Here is a 19,243-nt window from a genome sequence, read left to right on the forward strand (position 1 = left end):
CGCCAACGTCCAGGGTGCCGCCGATCTGATCACCAACCGCCGGGTGATCGAGACCACGGTCCAGTCGCGCGACGGCGGCACCGTGGTGCTGGGCGGGCTGATCACCGACGACTCGCAGAGCTCCACCTCGAAGGTGCCCGGGCTCGGAGACGTGCCGGTGGTGGGCAACCTTTTCCGCTCGCGGTCGCGCGACGAGACCCAGCGCACGCTCTTTGTCTTCATGCGCCCGACCGTCCTCGACAGCGCCCACGAGGCCCGCGCCATCGCCGAACGCCGCTACCAGCGCCTGCGCAAGGCCGACGCCGCCGAACAACCGCGCAGCCTGTTGAAGGAGCGCAAGGTCGAAAAGCTGCCGCTGGAGCTGAACGGGCTGTATTGAGCCGGCGGGCGGCGCGGTTGACGCTGGGGGGGCCGATTGGCGGTCCGCACCGATGGGGCAAGTCCACAACCAGCCCGGAAGGTCGCATGAAGGCCGGATCAGAGACAGTATCAAGACTAGCAAGACCAAAACGAGATCATTCTATACCTGTGAGCGGACCACTCCAGCGGGGCACTCCAAAACCTCATCTCCAAAATCCACTCCCTGCCGTCAAGTCGAAGCGACGGCCCTGGAACCGGGGTCGGCTTGTAGGTCAGGACCCACGCCTACTCCATGAATCGGTGTCGGCGATCGGTCTCTCGCTAGGCGGCTACGGCACGCACTCGCTGAGGCGCATCGAGCCTGTGCAGATCTGCCGAAAGACCGGCAATCTCCGCGGGTGCAGCTCCTGCTCGGCTACACGAAGGTGGACTGCGCTATCCGCCACCGCGGCGGCGCCTTCCATGATGCCCAAGGCATCGCTGAATCGCTCGAACTTTGATGGCTGGGATGGACGGCGCATGCCGTTTGCTTTTCAGGTAAGGACGCGGGCGGGACGTCGACCGGCGACTGGACCGAGCACACTACGGGCGCGACCAGTTTTAGCTGCACACACTCCCGGCAAAAGCTGCGCCGTATAGCTGCAAGATTTCACGTCATAGCGCAGCCACACGGCGGGCCGTTTGTGCCTGGCACGGCGAAATCCGAAAGAGCAACGGCCAGGTGGCGAGAGGCTCCGCAACGGATCATTGCGCCAAATCAACCTTTGCCTGCGCCAGTCGGAGGATCATTGCGCCAGCCGCCTGCCCACCCGCCTCCGACGTTTCGTTCCACGCAATCCATACGTCTGCGCCTGACGCCACCATGCGCGGAAAGCCAATCGTACGGCCCGTGCTTACGAGGGTCAGCGCAACCGGTGTGCCGCAGCCGTTCGTCGGTGTGGCACGGCACACAAGGACGACTTCGCCCGCTGCGGTTCGTTCGACCCAGCTGAAGAGCGCCGAACCGTCAAGCAATTGCACCACGTCCACCCCGCCAAAAGGCGAACCGAGGTCGATGCCTTTCGGTTTGCCAAAATTGGCCCCCCGGTCATCGGAAAAAGCCATCCTTACGGCGGGTATGCCGTTTGCCGCCGTGAACCACACCAGGGCGACCCGGCTGCCTTGGGCGTCGATGGCAGGGCCATTCACAGGGCAGCCGGATATATTCCAGCCGTCGCCACTGACCCCGAGGGGGTCAGACCAAGCGCCATCGACCTGGCGCACCAACGAGATATCCCTGATCTCGTCTTCGGTCCGGTCTCGATAGGCCAGCAGGACTGTCCCATCGTCCAGGGACACCGCGCTGGTCTGGCAGCAAGTGCAAGTCCGGGGGTCGAGCAGGATCTCCTCTGAAAGCTCACCGTCACGGCCAATTGTCGTGGCACGCAGTTGCATGGCGTCTCCCTTAGCCTCGGCGGCCCTCTGACTATCACTGATCTCGTGATTCCGTCCATCGAGCCACATCGCCATGACGCCATCGTACGCACCTGAGTCTTTGAAAGCCGGCACCATCGACACGAACCCGTGCTGCCGAACCGTGCCGTCGCGATGCGGGACAATCCCCGCGTCCCACGTTGCCCCATCATCATGCGACAGGGAAATGTAGGTATCGTAGGCGAAGTAACTGTCTCCGTTCGCTCGCATCCAGTTGATGGCGAGCGTTCCATCCGGCATCGCTGCGACCGAAGGAAAATCGGCGTAATTGATGAACAGGTCGTCACCCTCCGCGACCACAACCGGTCCCGACCATTCCGATCCATCAAAGACCGCCGTCCTGACCGATCCGTAGACAGGTCCGTCCGTCTGGACCCAGGACATCAGAACTCGGCCATCTGGCATGATGGCGAGGGACGGATTTTCTGCACTTGGTGTGGCTGGAGTGTCGATCTCCTCAAGCGAAGCGAACACCTGCGCAATGGCTGGCACACCAGAAAGGGTCGAAAGAAAGAGTCCTAGCACGCCGGGGATGAAAAAATGATGCATTGGGCCACGCTTTCCTGTTGATGCAGCACACACAATCCGTACCACTTTCCCTCATCGTCTGTCTCGTTTCTCGGCGAACAGGCTCGTATCTGCGGCGCTCTGATCCCCGAAACGTGGACCGTTCATTCTGAAGTTGGGCAGAAATACGAGGCGCTATAAAGTGACGAAGGGTATGAAAATCGGCCAGGCCGCAAATGCCGCTGGCGTGAACGTGGAGACGGTGCGCTACTACGAGCGGAGAGGCCTGATTGCCCGGCCGCCAAAGCCTACCACTGGCGGATTTCGCCAGTATGCGCCAAGCACGGTGCGCTGCATCCGCTTCGTCAAGGATGCGCAGAAGATCGGTTTTTCCCTGGCCGAGATCTCGGAGCTGCTGTCCTTGCGGGTTCAGCCGGGTGCGACCTGTCGCGAGGTGCGATCGCTGGCTGAACAGAGGCGTGCCGAGGTACAGGAGCGCCTGAATGATCTACAGCGGATCGCCGACGTTCTTGACGAACTGATCGACACATGCCCCGACAAAGAGAGCCTCGGCGCCTGCTCGATCCTTGAAGCAATCGAGCGAGAGGCCTGACCGAGAGGCCTGTTGACTCAGTACCTTGGTACGGCGGCTAGTATGCGGTGGAATCGGCAGCGTACGGAGATCCGCATGGACAGAAAGAACCGAAATCAACCGCCCTCGTCATGGCAATCATCGGGCTCGCCACCGGGGCCGCGGTTGTGCGGATTGATCTTACGACAGGGCCGAAATGCGGGCGATGATGGCTATGTCGGCAGCAGGCACATCTAATTCAAGTGCAGGAATGGCGCCGGCTCTAGGAGCCCCGGCGATTTTTCAGAGATGAAGGGCTGTTCCAGCACGTGACCCAAGAGGACCCGGCGACTGTGCTCCCGTCTTCCAGAAAAAGCCGCTCCCCAAAAGGCGCGGTGCGCCGCCTTCTCTCGCGCTGGCTGCCTCCGCTTCTCGGCGGCATCGTCGCGCTGGCACTGGTCTTCTGGCTCTACCGCGACCTCGATTTCAAGCGCTTCGTCTCCGGCCTCGGGGAGGCGCGGATCGGATGGATCGCGGTTCTCACGGCGACCATTCTCCTGGAGCAGCTCGTCAACGGTTGGAAATGGCGGCAGATCCTGCACGATGTGAAGCCGGTCCGAACGCTGCGGCTGACGGGCGCGCTGCTAGCGGGCTACGGCGCCAACATCCTTGTGCCGCTTGGGATCAGTCCGCTGGTGCGCTCTTGGCTGATCGCCCGCATGGAAGGCTTGAAGATGGGCACCGTGCTAACCACGACTATCATCGCGCGGTTCATCGATGGTGTTATCTTTGCGCTCTTCGCCGGGCTCGTTGCGATGGCAGGCAGGGTGCCGCAGATCGCAGGCAATCTGGAGCTGGGCCTCGCCGTTGCGGGGGCGCTGAACTTCGCGCTGTTCGGCGCGGCCCTCTGGGCGATGTACCGCTTCCGCACGCTGTTCGCTCATGAAGGACCGCTGATCTGCCGCCTCTTTGACTGGGTGGCCACGTGGTTCCGGGCGAACGGCGCCGCCCTGCGCGGATCGCTCTGCGCGGGCGTGGTCTGGCCGCGCAGCCGCTGGCACCGTGCGGGCATCCTGGTCGGGGCGGTCGCGGCCAAGCTGGTCGCCGCCACGCACTATATTTGGGCGGGCCTCGCCGTGGGGGTCGTGCTCGCGCCCTTCGACTACCTTTTCCTGATGGTCTTTGCCGGCTTTTCTCTGGTGCTGACGCGCTTCGTGCGCGTTCCGGGCGGCTTCGTCATCGGCTCGGCGCTGGCCTTCGAACTCCTCGGCGTGCCCGAGGAGCAGGCGCTTCAGATGATCCTCTTCAACTGGATGCTGTCGATCATCATCGTCGTGGGCGTCGGGCTCCTGGTGCTCTGGCAATCGGGTATCGACATCCGGCGGGCACAGATGGAGGCGACGGATGTCCGCGTCTGACGCCCATGCGCTGCCCGACGAACGCGGCCGGTTCTGGCGGATCGCCGGTGCCGGCGCGGCGTTCCAGGCAGGCGCCGCGGCGATCGATTCAGCCACCGTGGTGGCGAGCCTCGTCCTCCAGCTCACCGGCAGCGCTTTCGCCGTTGGCTTCGCCAGCGCCATCCTTCGGCTCGGCTGGCTGTTGCCGCAGCTCGTTGTCGGCTTCCTTGCTGAGAAGGCCGAGCGGCGCATGCCGTTCTATGTCTTCGGCGCTTATGGCCGGGCGCTCCTCGCGGGGTTGATCGCCCTCCTGCTCTGGTTCGGTGATGACCTGTCTCCTACTGTCTTGAGAGCGGCGTTCCTGGCGCTCTGGACGATTTACGCCTTCGTCAGCGGCGTTGTCGCAGTTCCCTACAACGATATTGTTGGCCGCTCGATCCGGTCGGAAACGCGCAGCCGGATGCTGGCCTGGCGGTTCTTCGGCGGTGGCCTTTTCGCACTCGGCGTCGCCGGCGTCGTGCGCCTGAGCCTGGACATCTTTCCTGACCTTCAGGCCTACGGCCTGATCTTCGCCCTCGCCGCTGTTCTGCTGGTCCTGTCGTCGTCGCTCTTCGTTTCAGCCGGTGAGCCGCCAGTGCCGCCGCGCCGGGGTAGGAGAGAGGCGCCGCAGGGCGTGCGAGCGTTCCTCGCGGGCGGCTGGCACGTGCTGACAGGCGACAGCCGCTTCCGGCTGTTTCTCTACTCGCAATGGCTCGGCGGGGCGACACTGATGGCCCTGCCTTTCTACGTCGTTGCAGCGGACAGGAGCGGCGTCACACCGGCCGATGTCGGGCTATTGCTCGGCGCCCAGACGGCCGGGGCGCTCGCCTCCAACCCGCTCTGGGGCAAGCTCGGTGACGGCGCAGGCAAGCTTCGAATGCTGCAGACCGTGGCGGCAGTCAGGATGCTGCCGCCGCTCTTCGTTCTGATCCTGCTGGTGCTGGAGGCGGGCCTCGTCGGCTACATGGCCCTGTTCGTCGTGATCGGGGCGATGATGAACGGTGTGACCATCGGCTATCTCGGCTATCTGATGGAGATCTCGCCCGACGACCGTCGCCCGGCCTATTCGGCCTATTTCAACGCACTGGCCTCGCCTGCCGCGCTGCTGCCGCTCATCGGCGCGGGCCTCGTCTCGCTCATCTCGATCCAGGCGGTATTTGTCGCCGCCATTCTCGCGGCGCTGCTCCAGGTCCTGCTGCTGTTTTGCATCTCACGTCTCACACCGGAAGAGGCCTCATGATCGCGCTGCGACGCTTTCTGAAACGGCTCTGGGTTCCGATCATCCTGCGTGTCTGGCCGCTGGCTCGCCTGTGTTATCGCTGCTCGGGCCTTCAGCTTGACGGCAGGCCAACCGACGAGCTCTGGTACTTCGCCTTCGGCGCCAACATGAACGACAGCGTGTTCCTGGGTCGCAGGCGCATGAATTCCCTGGAGTGGCGGGTCGAACGCGTGCCAGGCTACCGGTTGTGCTTCAACCTTCACGGTCGCCGGCGCGGATAGTCCGCGCCGGCCAATATCGCACCGGACCGGGAAGAGGAGGTCTGGGGCGTGCTCTATCGCATGACCCGCCGCGACATGGTTTGGCTGCACTCGACGGAGGGCGTGCCGGGGTGGCGCTACTACCCAGTCTGGCTCGATGCAGAGGATCAGCAGGGCGACAGGCTCCAAGCCTTCAGCCTCATCGCCAATGGGCTACCCGAGGACGGCAATCCATCCCTACGCTACATTACCCTTCTCCGGGAGGGCGCCGCTCAACACGGTTTGCCAGATCATTGGGTCGAGACATTGAACGCAGTGCAACATGCCGGGGCCGCGCATCGGTCGGTGCAGGCGTGCAGCTGATTATCGACTCGCCATTGGGAGGCCACTGTGGGGCCGTTCAGCAACCAGAACCCACCGTTTTTGCCCACCTTGCAATCATTGCTCCGATGGAACGCTGAACGCATATAAACCCAATCTGGCTCTTGAACGCTCAAACCATATACCCCAACTGACCGTCAGAACATTCTTAGAGAGCCGTGCTCCGGAGCCTATCTCCGCAGGTTCGTACGCCAGTACTGAATCAAAGAGTCGTCCTAAAAGCGCCGCGGCCGCTTGGACGCACTTCTTTCACCCCAAACGGGGCTGGAAAGGTGCGTTCGACCTGCCAGCCTCAGAAAGGAGAGCTGGCATGGGTAAAGCAGAGATTGTTCTGATCCTGACCATCGGCATCGCAGTGCTTCAGTACTACTGGGACATATAATTAAGTTGGCAAAGGCACTCGCTGAGCCTTTGCCAATAACCATTACTAATGGGCAGTAGATACGCCCACCAAAGGACAATAATTTAATATCCTAAATATCCCAATGGAGTCATGACGTCATTCGCCGCACAATCTCAGTAAGACCATCTGTCGTAGTTCCACCGGATGACCACCCCTCTGCAAATGAGATGTCGTGGGAATCTGGGAGCTGGGCGCGAGTGAGAGTGCGTAGTTTAATTCTGGCCGGAATAGCGGCAGCTTCTCCAACAAACAACGCTTCTTGCCTCGGAAGAGAGGATAGGATCTTCGTCATTCCAGCAAGGCTATCAGGCAGTATCCTCGATACATGCTCTTGATCGCTGCTATTAGCCAACCTAAGAACAATCCACGAGTTACACTGCGATATCACGGTATCCTCGATATCTGAGGGCCTTTGCGACACAAGCATTAAACCTAGGCCATACTTCCTTCCCTCGCGAGCGAACCGGCGCACGGCTGTCTGAGCCACTTCGTACTGGGCATCACCAAGATTTGGAACATAGCGGTGGGCCTCCTCACACACAAATAGTACCGGATCCCGCTCGCGCTCCTCTCGCGTTTGGTGGAGCTTATACTGAAATAGAAGCCGCGCAATTGCGCCGGTCAGAGGCCCGGCAACTTCGTTGGGTAATCCTGATATATCAATAATCTTAAGATGCGAATCTTCCGCATCATCTACATTAAGAAATTGTGCCACAATCTCTACAAGAGACGGCGATTCCTCACCAAACTCATCCATTAGAAACCGAATTCGAGGATCACTCTCCATGACTCTAAATTTATTCAGTATAGAGGCGTAATCTTTCTGAAAATCTGATGCAGTAATATCATTCCAATTGTTGCCTTGCTGTCGCTTCGCTTGCCTTCCTGTAATGTGCGCTCGAAATTCTTCAAGTTTGAACGGGCGTGGCTTGTCCCGATCAAACGCGGCAATTTGCTCGCCGGTCACACCTTCTAGCGGAATAGGTTGCTCTGGATGCTGGCCGGCAGGCAAGTCTTCAGGAATATCCCCTATGGCGCTCCTAACCATCCCCGCCGCAACCATGCGCGCATGAGTCAAAGCCTTATAAACAACGTTAGCTTGCGACGTCGCTTCAAACTCTGTCTTGCCAATGATCAATGATCGGAACTCGTCGCTCGACATCAACCAGTAAGGAAGACTAAGCGTCGATACTCCCTCTGGATTTTGCCCCAACGCATCATACGCGCGAAAAACCTTCGCCTTTCCATGAAAGGCTGATGTGTACTCACCATGAGGGTCAATAAGAATAATGCAAGGGCGAGTATCTGTGTTTGGCTCACACTGATGCTCAAGTATGGAATGTATTACGGCCGCAACAGCACTAGATTTTCCCGACCCCGTTGAACCAAGTATTGCACTATGGTGCCCGAACAATTTATCCATATTAGCACGGCAGGGAACTCTAGTTGAGCCCACATAACTTCCAATTGGAACTAACTTATCGGGGCTTTCGTCCACGGCCCCTTCGGCGCTAGCAAATAACTTATCCGTTTCTTCTTTAGTAATTAGATGAACCGCTTGAAGCGGAAGGGGATACGTGGAAACTCCGCGCTTAAAAGAAAGCTCATGCTCTGCAGCGTCAAACCATGCCTCACCTAACAGGTCGGCTTCAATAACGCGACGATCCTGATCTACAGCACCCCGCACACTCTCTGAAAACGCCGCCGTCTCCTCGTCAGATTGCAACCGCAGCAGCCTAACAGTAGCAAATATAACCCTCCGGCCAAGATGCATCTTAACAATGCTACCAATTTGCCCAACATCATATACCCGCCCATTATGATTGCGAGTAAGTTCCGTTATGTCTCTCTTCAAGGCAATTTTAATTGAGCTACCAGCCACCTCAAAAACAGTACCAATTTCCAGATCTGGGTCTAAGATGAACGCGCTCATACCATCGCCTCCTGAATATCCTTCGGAAGCCCTACAGCGAACAGCTTTGTAGCGCCGTCAAATCGCCACCAGTCACGGCTATCGTTTTCCAGCGGAAATACCGGGCCAGTAAGCCCCTGGTATATGCCTTTTGGGCTTGCAACGAAAAGGCGTTGACCCCACGCCTTTGAAAGCCACCTTTGAAGTGTGCTTGGCAGCTGACCACCTGGCTCATCGGAGAAGGCAATTATAGTGAGCTGGCTTTCACCAGACGACATTGCCATCTCGATATCATCGTTAATGTGCTCATCTCCAAAGGAGTACCCACAAACAAACAATACATGATCGCTACCTTGGACCAACCTCCTCCGGAACCTTTGAAAGATCTCGGAAAACGGGTCTCGCTGCGTGTTAACGTACTTTGTCGCTTGCGGATATATCATAACCGCGCCGCCTTCGTCTGGGTAGGTGTCGCCATGCCGAACTCTCAAAAGGCTTCCCGATCCTTCGGCATGCCGATACCAATCAATTGACCCGTGAAGCTTAGAAACTATTGCGCGCGTGCTATCACTTTCCGCATAGTTTCTAATATTCCAGAAACCCACCCCACCACCAATAAAACCATCCTTAAAATCGATACCCTCTAGAGCCAGCGCATCTTCGATGAGGGTATCGTAGTTCGTGGTGAAAATCTCGACAGGGGATCGGACGAAATCCAAACCAGCGCGATTGCTTCTGAAGATCGCTTCTACGAACTGTCGGTGTTGAGATATGTCGACTATCGATCTTCCTGCGCGGCCCTCTCTGACTTCCTGAATCACCTCGCCAGCTTGGTTCCTTCTTTCTGGCCGAAATCCCCATCGAACTGTATCTGCAATTGTCTCAATTAATACGTGGTGCACCTCAATAAGTGTATTCTTCAACACCTTCTCACCGGTTATTTCCACAGCCCCAGTGCGGGAGCGCTCAGCGATTGATATTAGATCGCCTAGATGGGTAAGATGATGCTCGATGTGAGAACTTTCACCGCAATCTGCCACAACAAAATCTAGAACCTTGGCCCCATCGGTTCCTTCTCCGAAAGGATTTTCGCGGGCCAGCGTCATAACGCGATCTGTCAGAGGGTACATCAAGGGAATATTTGCTGGAAAACTTACACCAGCCCCCAATAACCAGGTCTGCTGTGGGCTATTTAAGTGTTTTTCAAATTGCTCCGCAATATCGGCACTATTTTCCATAAATCCCCCTTGTCGACGTCACCTCCAATGAACATAAGTTTCTCCCCTTTCGCAATAACTTATTATCGCCCCACTTCAAGTTAGGCTATCTGGATTGTGCTTGTGCGACCCCCTTCGGATGGTTAGACGACTATAAAATAGAGGAGTGCTGCCGTGCATAACGCCAACCTTGAGAACATGGATCTCAACGAGCTTAAGCAGCTCCGGAAGGACGTTGACCGAGCTACCGAGAGCTATGAAAGCGGAAAAAGCAGGAAGCTCTTGCCGCTGCCGAAGCCGCTGCAAAAGAGTCAGGGTACACCCTGTCTGAACTCCTTGGAACGACAGCCAAGGGGAAAGGCAAGGTGAACCCGCCGAAGTATCGCCATCCAGAAAACCCTGAGTTGACCTGGACAGGGCGCGGCAGGCAGCCAGACTGGATCAAGGAAGGCCTTCAGGCGGGAAAATCGCTGGAAGACTTCCTCATCGTGAAGTGACGCCGAGTGTGAGGGGCTTAAACGCGCCCCTCCTCTGGTCGGATCAAGATTCCCTGACGGTCGTCTTCGGGTTCCGCTTGGCGGTTGTCCCGCTCACGAAGCGTCCGCTCTTGGCGCTCCGCGCGGAGCCGGTCGAGCCTCCGCCGGTCTGTTCGAAAACGGTCGTGTTCGGGCTGCGCTTGCCATGCCCGCTCGTCACGTAACGGCCGCTGATCACGCTGCGTTAGTGACCGCCAGATTTTCCTTTTGCCATCGCCTCGTCCTTTCGGTGGAGCTGCCGGCTGCGCTCAGCAGTCCGGCAGGTTGTCCAGGTTGTTCTGCGAGCTGGCGTCGGCGTCCGTCCGCAGGTGCTTCTTCCCGCCACGCTCCACGACGTGGACATCCGTGCGGTGCCCGGCACGATCCACGTAGTAGCTGTGCGCCTTGGTCTCGATGTCGCGGACTGCGTCCGCCTTCGTGCGCGGCGACCACCACTCGCCGCCATTACAGAGCTTGGTGATATCGCCGTCGGTGTCTTTGCCCGTCGCGGTGGCTCTTCGATCTGCCATTTGGCACCTTCTACTATAATGAGCGCCCGAGTCGGCGCAGGGCACAACATATCAGATCGGCACCTTCGGACAAAATGAGAACTTACGTTGACGTCAGAACCGATCGTTGGCGGCACGGCAACGCTGGTTTAGAGCGACCACCCCTCCCCTCTGTCGCGCTCGCAGTGCTGGTCCTTCTCGTGCTCCTCGCGCTCGTTCTCCGGATCGCGCCCAGCCAGTCCCTGACACTTTCGCGCCCCTGCGCCGGAGTCTCGCGTCCGCGCGCCTCCTCTCCGGCCTCGCGCCCGACGATCCGTGACAGCCGCTCGCGGATATCCCCCTGCTCCTGAGCCTCGCCTTCGCTCTCCCTGCCACGGTCCTTCTCGGCGGCTGCTCGAAGCGCCGTGAGACCGGCAGAGACGCGACCCTGTCCGGCCTCCCGCTCCGCGCCGTAGGTCTCCCGCGCCAGCTCCACCCGTTCGCGCAGCTCGCGCACCATGGCCCGCGCCTGCCGCGCCCCGTGAACGGCGCGGCCGCGCTCGGTGACGGGCTCGTACTCCCTGCCCTCGGCCTCGGCCTCCCGCATGGCGCGGCGCTCCATCGCGTTGGCAGCCGGCCCCAGCTTCACCTCCGGGGCCCGATCCAGCTCCTCGGCCGAGAGCGCGTCCCCGCGTTCCTGGGCGCTCTCCCGTTGCGCGTCGAGCGAGCGGTGATCGACGCGTTCACGCTCCCCTGCCCGCTCCAGCGCCCGGTTCTGAAGCTCCGCCCAGGCCCCGCGCGTCGCCTCGATCTCGATGCCGCCGGTCTTCGCGGCATCGAGCACCCGGGTCTTGTCGGTGAAGCCCTCCGCTTCCAGCCGACGGGTCGATGTCAGGACGTGGGCGTGGTGGTTACGCTGGTCGCCCTCGCGGTGCGGGGCGTGGATCGCGACATCCACCGCCACGCCGTAGCGCTCGACCAGCTGCTCCGCGAAAGCGCGCGTGATCTCCGCCCGCTCCTCCGTGAAGACCATCAAACGCAGCGCCAGCTCCCACTCACGGGCGGTGACGGAGTTCCTGCGGGTTTCCCGCTCCTCGGCGGCGTTCCAGAGCGCGGCGCGGTCCTGCGCCCAGGCGGGGGCATGCTCCGGCGCGACGATGAAGCTGTCCTCGATGCCCTGCTTGGCGGTGTAGTCGTGGACGCGCCCCTCGCGCTGGCAGTCGATGCGTTCGCCGGAACGGTACGCCGCCGCCGCCGTGGCGGAGCGCCCGGCGCCGCGTTTGATGGTCTTCACGGAGAGGTGGTAGCTCGCCAACTGCCCTACCCTCCGACAGCCAGAGCACCCGGACGCCGCGTCCTGCCACGGAGAACCCAGCGGACAGCCGCTTGCCTGCTGGCAGGGCCGGTCGCGGGGGCATAGGTCGGTCGAAGGCCCACCCCTCCGGTTCCCCTTGGCAGAGGGTGGGTCTTGCTCCCTGTTGGTCTCCAGCAGCCGGCCCCGGACACCTCCTCCCGTCCGGGGCCGGACCTGAAGGGGACTGTTGCACAAATCAGGGCGGCTGAAGCGCGCCTGCCACGTGACCATTGGTCAGGCAGCCGGTTCGAACAAGTCGGCGATGAACGCGATCTCGGCCTGAACGCCCGGTTGTTTGTAATGGACATGACCGCGTTTGATTGCTCGGATTGTTTCGAATCCGCTCAGAGCCGTTTTGGCCGTTCGGAGCGAACGGAAGCTCTGACGGTAGCCCAAGAGGCGCTTCATGGCCGCGTGATCGTTTTCGATCAGGTTGTTGCGCCATTTTCTGTCGATGTACTGGATGCTGTCGAATTGCGGATCATAGCGATGATTGATTTCGCGGATGACACGCCGATAGGCATGCGCCTTGTCTGTGCAGATCGTGACCGGCCGATGCAGCCGCACGCGCTCAATTGCCTTGTTCAGAAAGGCTCTGGCCGCCTTCGCGTCCCGACGCGTTCTCAGACGGAAGTCGACCAGCTGACTGTTCGCATCGGTCGCGCGCCAGAGGCAACGCCATTTGCCGCCCACACGGATGTATGTCTCGTCCAAGTGCCAATCGACACTCGCCCGTCGCAGGTGCCGCTCGGTGCGCTTTGTCAACTCAGGACCGAATTTCTGAACCCAGCGATAGACGGTCGACCGATCAACAGCGATCCTGCGCTCCGCGAGCAAGTCGACCACGTCCTGTTAGGACAGGGGATAACGCAGGGACCAGCGAACCGCGCAGAGGATGACATCACGTGGGAAGCGATGATGCTTGAACGGCGATTGACCTGAGACCCGCTTCTTCCTCCAGTTTGAGGTAGAGTCCGCCCAACCCAGGAGACGGACAATGAAGAGATCGAAGTTCAGCGAAGAGCAGATCATCGCGATCCTGCGGGAGCAGGAAGCGGGCGTGAAGACCGCCGACGTCTGCCGCAGGCACGGGATCAGCAGCGCGACGTTCTATTCCTGGAAGAGCCGCTATGGCGGGATGGAGGTATCCGACGTGAAGCGGCTGAAGGCGCTCGAGGACGAGAACGCCAAGCTCAAGCGGCTCTACGCGGATGCGATGCTCGACAACACGGCATTGAAGGACCTGCTCGGCCGAAAGTGGTGACGCCCGCCGCGAAGCGGCTCGCAATCGCTTGTCTCGTGGAGTGCCATGAGATGAGCGAGCGGCGGGCGTGTCACCTCATCGGCGCTGACCGGTCAATGATCCGGTATTGCGCCCGGCGCCCGGACGATGACCTGCTGCGGGAGCGGATGCGCGAGCTTGCCGGGGAACGCCGGCGGTTCGGCTATCGGCGGCTCCACGTCCTGCTGCGCCAGGAAGGGCTGGTGGAGAACCGCAAGAAGACCGAGCGCATCTATCGCGAGGAGAGACTGTCGGTGAAGCGCAGGCGGGGACGCAAGAAGGCCACCGGCACGCGGGCACCGATCCTCGTGGAAGCGGTGCCGAACGCCCGCTGGTCGGTGGATTTCGTGCATGACCAGCTCATGTCCGGGCGGCGCCTGCGCATCCTGAACGTGATCGACGACGTCACCAAGGAATGCCTGGCGGCCGTCGTCGATACCTCCATCAGCGGGCGCAGAGTGGCTCGGGAGTTGTCTGGCCTCATTGCCACCCGCGGCTCGCCCGGCATGATCGTCAGCGACCACGGCACTGAGTTCACTTCGAACGCCATGCTCGAATGGACGCAGAAGACTGGCGTGCCCTGGCATTTCATTGCGCCGGGAAAGCCGATGCAGAACGGGATCTGCGAAGCTTTCAATGGCAGAATGCGTGACGAACTCCTCAACGAAACCCTGTTCGTCAGCCTCCATCACGCTCGCGATGCCACCGCCCGTTGGGTCATCGATTACAACTCGTGCCGGCCACATTCAGCGCTCGGCTACATGCCACCGAAGGCCTATGCCGCCAACCTCACCGCAATGGATGATCCGCTCCGCGCACCTGAAACGCTGCGCGGATCGCCCATTGCTCCACCGGCGCACCCGCGCCAATCTGACCGCCGGGCTCCGGCTTCGGGTGGATGAAGATTGGGGGTCACAGCACGGTGTGAAACGGGAGGCGGTGGCGTATGTCGTGGAAATCCACGGGGTGAGCCAGCACCGGGCGTGCAAGGCACTGGCCGTGGATCGGTCGAGCGTGCGCTATCGCAGCGTGCGGCCGGACGATGCCAAAGCGAGGGCCGCCATGAAGGCTGTCGCGGCTGAGAGGCGGCGGTTTGGCTCTCGCCGCATCCACGTGATGCTGGAACGGCAGGGGATCACGATGAACCTGAAGAAGCTCAGGCGGCTCTATCGCGAGGAGAAGCTCCAGGTGCGCCGCCGGGGCGGTCGAAAGCGGGCTCTGGGGACACGCCGGCCGATGCTGGTGCCAGATGCCCCCAACCAGCGCTGGAGCCTGGACTTCGTCAGCGATGCGCTGACGGATGGCAGACGGTTCCGCGTTCTGGCCGTGGTCGACGACTACAGCCGGGAGTGCCTGGCCCTGGTGGCGGACACGTCGCTCTCTGGCCTGCGCGTCGTGCGCGAGCTCGATGCGTTGATGTTGCGCCGCGGCCAGCCTGCAATGGTGGTTTCGGACAATGGAACGGAACTGACCTCGGTGGCTGTACTGAGCTGGTGCCAGCGCACGGGCATCGAGTGGCACTACATCGCGCCAGGAAAGCCCATGCAGAATGGCTTCGTCGAAAGCTTCAACGGACGCTTCCGGGACGAGCTCCTCAACGAGTCGCTATTCTCGTCCCTGGCCGATGCCCGCGAGCAGATCCGGGCATGGCAACACGACTACAACCACCATCGCCCTCACTCAGGACTGGGGAACATTCCACCCGTCGAGTTCGTGGCAAAGAAGGGGCTGGCAATGTGCGCCGCGTAGCCTCAGAGATCAACCTGCGGACTCTCCGAAAATCCGGAGGAGAGTCGGGTCTCAGGTCACCTGTCGTGGCCTAAATAACCTTTATCAAGTGATCGCAACCTGCTCGCAAGTCTTCTAAAACTGCCGGCAAGTCACTCTAAAGTGGCGCCAACCTGCCCCAGGTCACCATCACTTGCCCATTTGCGATACTAAACTGTTGGTTTGCGATACTTTTCTTGTAGTTTGCGATACCTAATCCAACTTTTCTCTTACGTGCACCTAACCTTGGCCGAAAAGAACAAGGCTTCGAGCGAGAAAAGATGGACTCTGAAACAAGAAAATACCTGCAGGCAAGTAGCGCACTCAATGTTTCCCGTGCCCGACGCCGCCCAGGGCGCCCTCCCGTCCAGGCCGGCATGCGTTACCGACGCTGTAGCGAATTGCATAAGTCGATGTCAGCTCGCCGCGGCAGAGTGTGTCGGTCGACATCCCGTCTCCGCCCAGAGGCGGCCTCATGCAACCGCTCGAGACCCCATCCCGGGCGAATCGGAACGCACCCGGCCAAGTCCTTGAAAACAGGGGCTGGACGTGGATCGCGTAAGCATTTTGCGAGGTTTCGTAACCATTTTGGGGAAAAGAGGCCCGTCGACCTGTCGTCCTTCATGAAATCGAAACGGGTTTCTACAAATGTCTTACGAAACTGTTTTTCGGCGATACTTTTTTAAGGAGTAATGGGGAGAGACCTCAAAAAATTGCTTTTCGAGACCATCAAGAAAATTCACATGATTTCTTCATGCTGTTTCTCAGAAAACCTCTCTCGCCCCATCCCTTCTCATGACAGGTGTCCTGAAAAAGGATGAAACGATTTCTGACCGAGGAGCCCAGACGATGTCTGACCCCCACGACCAAGACGGAACCCGCCGCAGCAGCCCCGAGGGCAGCGAGGGCAGCCACCGACACCAGGCGCCCAAGGCCCCCGACAAGCCGGGCAAAGGCCCCCTAGGCCTCAACCTCCGGCCGGCCTCTTCCAATGTTGACAAAGGTCACCACCCCACCGGCCAGGCCCGGCCCCCTCACGGCTCCGCCAATGTTGACAACAACCAAGCCCCGCGGCCAGGTCCCCAAGGCTCCGCCAATGTTGACACCCAATCCCAGGAGGGCTCAGGCCCCCTGCCCGCCTCCGGCACCAAGGACGCCTCCAATGTTGACAACAAGAAGCCTGCACGCCCGAAGCTGAAGGCACCCAAGCCCCAGCTGACCCGGCCACCTCACTCCGAAAATGATCAGGCCCCCAATTCCCAAAGTGGCAAGAAGCCTCTTCCCAAGGAGCTTCAGTTCCCTGGCAGCAGCTCGGAAGGCAAACCGAAAACCTCGAGACTGGACCCCTCCAAGCCCCCGGGCCCGGATCCCGAAATCCTCAAGCGCGTTCGGGCCGCCAAGAAAGGTCTGGCAGAAGCCAACAAGGATCTCGATCAGAACGTGGGAGCCACGCCCTCGCTCAAGTCCCCGAGCGCCTATGCACGCGAACACACCACGGTGTCCAACCGGACATCCTCGCAATACCTCGACCGCGGCCGGATGCTAATCACGCGCTACAAACGCGAACAAGGGATCCCACAGGACTACGATGACTTCTCGGCCACCGAGTTCGTGGCATGGCTCCTGAGCCGCAAGCCGGATCTGAAATCCTCCACCTGGCGCGTCTACCGGCAGGCCGCCTACCACACCCTCATGGGCAAGCCCGACCCGGACATCGATGATGCCCTCGACATCCTGGACAACGACATCGTCGAAGGCGACGACCGCGCTGGGCGCTCCCAGCCGAAATCAGACCGCACTGCGATCAGGACATCCTCACTCAAGGAGAAGAAGTTCCCCAAGAAGGACTTCGACACGGTGATGGCATACCTGAAATACAGGTCCCGATCGAAGATGGCGCCCATCCTGATGGACTGGCTCACCTCGACCCTGGCAACAGGGCTGCGTCCCGTGGAGTGGCGTGCGACCGCCTTCCAGAGCTACCTGCACCCGGACACCGGACAGGAGTATGTCTGGCTCTACGTGCTGAATGCCAAGGCCACCAACGCCCGCGGCAATGGCGTCGTCCGTACCCTGGACCTGTCAGGGCTCCCTTCTGAAATCACGGCAGCGATCAAACGCATGAGCGATCGAGGTCTCGAGTGGCATGAGACAGGCGACTTCAACACCGTGAAGTCTCAGGTTGGACAGCTGCTCTACCACGTGGGTGAAGCCCTCTTCCCACGGCGCAAGAAGCACTTCTCGCTCTACAGCTCCCGGCACCAGTTCATCGCGAACATGAAAACGCTCCTCTCCCCCTCTGAGGTCTCCGCGCTTTCAGGACATGTGGTGACCAAGACCGCCAGGGAAGCTTACGGCCGAGCCCATTCCGCCTGGGAGCCAGAAGACATCTGGCCGAACCCGATCCCTCTCGCAGAGGAAGTGGCCACCGTCAGGCAGTCCGCCGATTTCTACCGCGATCGCGTCGAAAAGCTGAAGCTGGCCGGGGTGTACCACGGAAACACGAGCTCTGAATTCCCGACATGATGGGTTCCCAGTGTCAGAAACCATCAATGAGGATATCGAGGCCTCTCTTGAGCGCATCTCGCTCCTCGATCAGACTCCCAACCTTGTTGGTCAGTTCAGCGCCTGGAATAGAGGCTAATTCCTGAATGCGCACGATCCATTGGGCGTCGACCACTTGAACGATTGGCGTGAGGCCCGGGAAAGCCGTGTAGCGACCGGCATCACGCAGCGGTGCAACGATGCGAGATGCGTCCATTCCAATGAGATCTGTCTGGAGATCGACTACGAGCTGCCCGTCATGCAGGCGAAAAACATCGAACTGAGCCATGATCTTATTCAGAAGCTTCGGAAGCGAGCCAGCGCGAGGCCCTCTCGATCGACCTCTTCCGCGTAAGTCTCCAGCGCTGCTTTGTTTTCTTCTCGCCACCGTCGGTTTCGCTCTGCCTTGGCAGCATCGGCGATAGCGATCTCGGCGAGACGAGACATGTTCAGGCCAAGTTCTCGCGCCGTAGATGCAACATCAGCATCCAGTGTTAAATTTACTTTCACTCTGGCCATCGATTTCCCATGCTCCGAGTCTATACGCACACTTAAGGAGTATCTCATGAGCCCTCAATGTAGGCAAGTTTGGTCTTTACGGCATTATTGAACAGACTCACGACACCCCAAGGTGTTGTGCTCTGCGTCAACATTTCCGGTTCTTCCTCGAAGAGCCTTTCGAGTAGAGTTTCGTCGAAGCCCCTTTCCCTTGCGGGTTGGGCCTCCGGCCAGAGCTCCACTCTCCCCGGACGTAACTTTCGGCGTGCCTCGCCGTAGTGCCTTTTTGAGCCCCCAGGCTTTGTTGCGCAAAGGCGGATGTAGGATTCATCTCGTGAATCCAGCGTGGTAGCTGGGGCGGCATGAGCAGACCTCTCCCGCCGAGCTACAAAACCAAGAACTGGCCGTCCTACAACGAAGCGCTGAAGCAGCGGGGTTCGCTGACGATCTGGTTTGATCCGGATATGATCTGGGTGCCGCCGCCCAAAGGCAAGCAAGGCCGTCAGCCGCAGTATAGCGACGCCGCGATCCAGACCTGCCTGACGATGAAGGTCTTGTTCGGCATGCCACTCCGGCAGACAACAGGTTTCGTCGAGAGCCTCTTGCGTCTGGTCGGTCTCGACTGGAGCGTGCCGGATTTCAGCACGCTCAGCAGGCGCCAGAAAACCATGGCGGTGGACATTCCCTACCGTGGCTCGAAGGGGCCACTGAACATGCTCATCGACAGCACAGGCATAAAGGCAGAGGGCGAAGGTGAGTGGAACACCCGCAAGCATGGGGGCACGAAGCGCCGCTTGTGGCGCAAGATCCATATCGGTGTCGATGAGCAGACGCTGGAAATCCGGGCCATCGAGGTCACCGGTAGCAGGGTCGGCGATGCGCCGATGCTACCCGAGTTGCTGGATCAGATCCCGGCAGATGAGGAAGTCGCGTCAGTCACCGCGGACGGAGCATACGACACGCGCAAATGCCACGACGCGGTCGCAGATCGAGGCGCACACGCGGTCATTCCGCCGCGTAAAAACGCCAAGCCGTGGAAGCTGTGAACCGGCATGG

The 19,243-nt window shown here is 60.2% G+C and carries 15 protein-coding genes and 4 pseudogenes; 11 read left to right on the forward strand and 8 right to left on the reverse strand.

From position 1 onward, the window contains the following. Positions 1 to 379 (forward strand): annotated as a pseudogene (locus LR948_RS18355) (type II secretion system protein GspD); the annotation flags it as partial. 725 nt (positions 380 to 1,104) lie between these two features. Here LR948_RS18355 and LR948_RS18360 read toward each other — a convergent pair. Then, entirely contained in the window at positions 1,105 to 2,382 is a 1,278-nt protein-coding gene (locus tag LR948_RS18360; protein ID WP_232755566.1) for a sialidase family protein, read from the reverse strand. A gap of 172 nt (positions 2,383 to 2,554) precedes the next feature. Between LR948_RS18360 and LR948_RS18365 the strand changes: the two genes are divergently transcribed. The 5 genes from LR948_RS18365 to LR948_RS18385 all read left to right on the forward strand — a co-directional run bounded on the left by LR948_RS18365 (position 2,555) and on the right by LR948_RS18385 (position 6,189). Further along, a complete protein-coding gene (locus LR948_RS18365; RefSeq protein ID WP_232755567.1) occupies positions 2,555 to 2,953 on the forward strand; it encodes a MerR family transcriptional regulator in 399 nt (132 codons plus the stop codon). Positions 2,954 to 3,240: 287 nt separating this feature from the next. Then, positions 3,241 to 4,329, forward strand: a complete 1,089-nt coding sequence (locus LR948_RS18370; protein WP_232755568.1) for a lysylphosphatidylglycerol synthase transmembrane domain-containing protein — start codon at positions 3,241 to 3,243, stop codon at positions 4,327 to 4,329. Beyond that, positions 4,316 to 5,587, forward strand: coding sequence for an MFS transporter (locus LR948_RS18375; protein WP_232755569.1), 1,272 nt, complete (start codon positions 4,316 to 4,318; stop codon positions 5,585 to 5,587). The genes LR948_RS18370 and LR948_RS18375 overlap by 14 nt, the downstream gene beginning before the upstream one ends. Then, entirely contained in the window at positions 5,584 to 5,847 is a 264-nt protein-coding gene (locus tag LR948_RS18380) for a hypothetical protein (RefSeq protein WP_232755573.1), read from the forward strand. Before LR948_RS18375 ends, LR948_RS18380 begins: the two co-directional genes overlap by 4 nt. A gap of 48 nt (positions 5,848 to 5,895) precedes the next feature. Continuing rightward, positions 5,896 to 6,189 (forward strand): gamma-glutamylcyclotransferase, encoded by a 294-nt coding sequence (locus tag LR948_RS18385; RefSeq protein ID WP_232755574.1) that lies wholly within the window; start codon positions 5,896 to 5,898, stop codon positions 6,187 to 6,189. Between the two features lie 509 nt (positions 6,190 to 6,698). Here the strand turns inward: LR948_RS18385 and LR948_RS18390 are convergent. Then, on the reverse strand, positions 6,699 to 8,543 hold the full coding sequence (locus LR948_RS18390; RefSeq protein WP_232755576.1) for an ATP-binding protein: 1,845 nt from the start codon (positions 8,541 to 8,543) through the stop codon (positions 6,699 to 6,701). Continuing rightward, positions 8,540 to 9,760 carry an SIR2 family protein gene (locus LR948_RS18395; protein ID WP_232755577.1) on the reverse strand — a complete coding sequence of 407 codons (1,221 nt, stop codon included), beginning with the start codon at positions 9,758 to 9,760 and terminating at the stop codon, positions 8,540 to 8,542. Before LR948_RS18395 ends, LR948_RS18390 begins: the two co-directional genes overlap by 4 nt. Positions 9,761 to 10,059: 299 nt before the next feature. On the opposite strand from LR948_RS18395, the pseudogene LR948_RS19070 reads away from it, so the two are divergent. Next, positions 10,060 to 10,236 (forward strand): annotated as a pseudogene (locus tag LR948_RS19070) (H-NS family nucleoid-associated regulatory protein); the annotation flags it as partial. 287 nt (positions 10,237 to 10,523) lie between these two features. Here LR948_RS19070 and LR948_RS18405 read toward each other — a convergent pair. The 3 genes from LR948_RS18405 to LR948_RS18415 all read right to left on the reverse strand — a co-directional run bounded on the left by LR948_RS18405 (position 10,524) and on the right by LR948_RS18415 (position 12,933). Continuing rightward, the gene (locus LR948_RS18405) at positions 10,524 to 10,784 is read right to left on the reverse strand and encodes a DUF3892 domain-containing protein (protein WP_232755579.1); all 261 of its coding nucleotides are present in this window, start codon (positions 10,782 to 10,784) and stop codon (positions 10,524 to 10,526) included. Positions 10,785 to 10,866: 82 nt separating this feature from the next. Continuing rightward, positions 10,867 to 12,057 carry a MobQ family relaxase gene (mobQ, locus tag LR948_RS18410; RefSeq protein WP_232755582.1) on the reverse strand — a complete coding sequence of 397 codons (1,191 nt, stop codon included), beginning with the start codon at positions 12,055 to 12,057 and terminating at the stop codon, positions 10,867 to 10,869. 273 nt (positions 12,058 to 12,330) lie between these two features. Next, positions 12,331 to 12,933, reverse strand: a complete 603-nt coding sequence (locus LR948_RS18415; protein WP_232755584.1) for an IS6 family transposase — start codon at positions 12,931 to 12,933, stop codon at positions 12,331 to 12,333. A 160-nt stretch (positions 12,934 to 13,093) separates the two neighbouring features. Here LR948_RS18415 and LR948_RS18420 point away from each other — a divergent pair. The 3 genes and pseudogenes from LR948_RS18420 to LR948_RS18430 all read left to right on the forward strand — a co-directional run bounded on the left by LR948_RS18420 (position 13,094) and on the right by LR948_RS18430 (position 17,671). Then, positions 13,094 to 14,280, forward strand: a protein-coding gene (locus tag LR948_RS18420; RefSeq protein ID WP_370635011.1) for an IS3 family transposase whose coding sequence is annotated in 2 segments (ribosomal slippage) — positions 13,094 to 13,349 and positions 13,349 to 14,280 — 1,188 coding nt in all. Because the reading frame shifts where the segments join, the coding sequence is not laid out codon by codon here. Positions 14,281 to 14,305: 25 nt separating this feature from the next. Further along, positions 14,306 to 15,127, forward strand: a pseudogene (locus tag LR948_RS18425) (IS3 family transposase); the annotation flags it as partial. An 867-nt stretch (positions 15,128 to 15,994) separates the two neighbouring features. Next, on the forward strand, positions 15,995 to 17,671 hold the full coding sequence (locus LR948_RS18430; protein ID WP_232755587.1) for a hypothetical protein: 1,677 nt from the start codon (positions 15,995 to 15,997) through the stop codon (positions 17,669 to 17,671). A gap of 13 nt (positions 17,672 to 17,684) precedes the next feature. Here LR948_RS18430 and LR948_RS18435 read toward each other — a convergent pair whose 3' ends face one another. Continuing rightward, complete coding sequence (locus LR948_RS18435; RefSeq protein WP_232755588.1) at positions 17,685 to 17,978, reverse strand: CcdB family protein; 294 nt, start codon at positions 17,976 to 17,978, stop codon at positions 17,685 to 17,687. Between the two features lie 8 nt (positions 17,979 to 17,986). Further along, positions 17,987 to 18,208, reverse strand: a complete 222-nt coding sequence (locus tag LR948_RS18440; protein ID WP_232755589.1) for a type II toxin-antitoxin system CcdA family antitoxin — start codon at positions 18,206 to 18,208, stop codon at positions 17,987 to 17,989. A gap of 341 nt (positions 18,209 to 18,549) precedes the next feature. Between LR948_RS18440 and LR948_RS18445 the strand changes: the two are divergent. After that, positions 18,550 to 19,227: pseudogene (locus LR948_RS18445) on the forward strand (IS5 family transposase); the annotation flags it as partial. Positions 19,228 to 19,243 lie beyond the last annotated feature (16 nt).

This window comes from Roseivivax sp. GX 12232 (assembly GCF_021272185.1).
GTDB lineage: Bacteria > Pseudomonadota > Alphaproteobacteria > Rhodobacterales > Rhodobacteraceae > Roseivivax.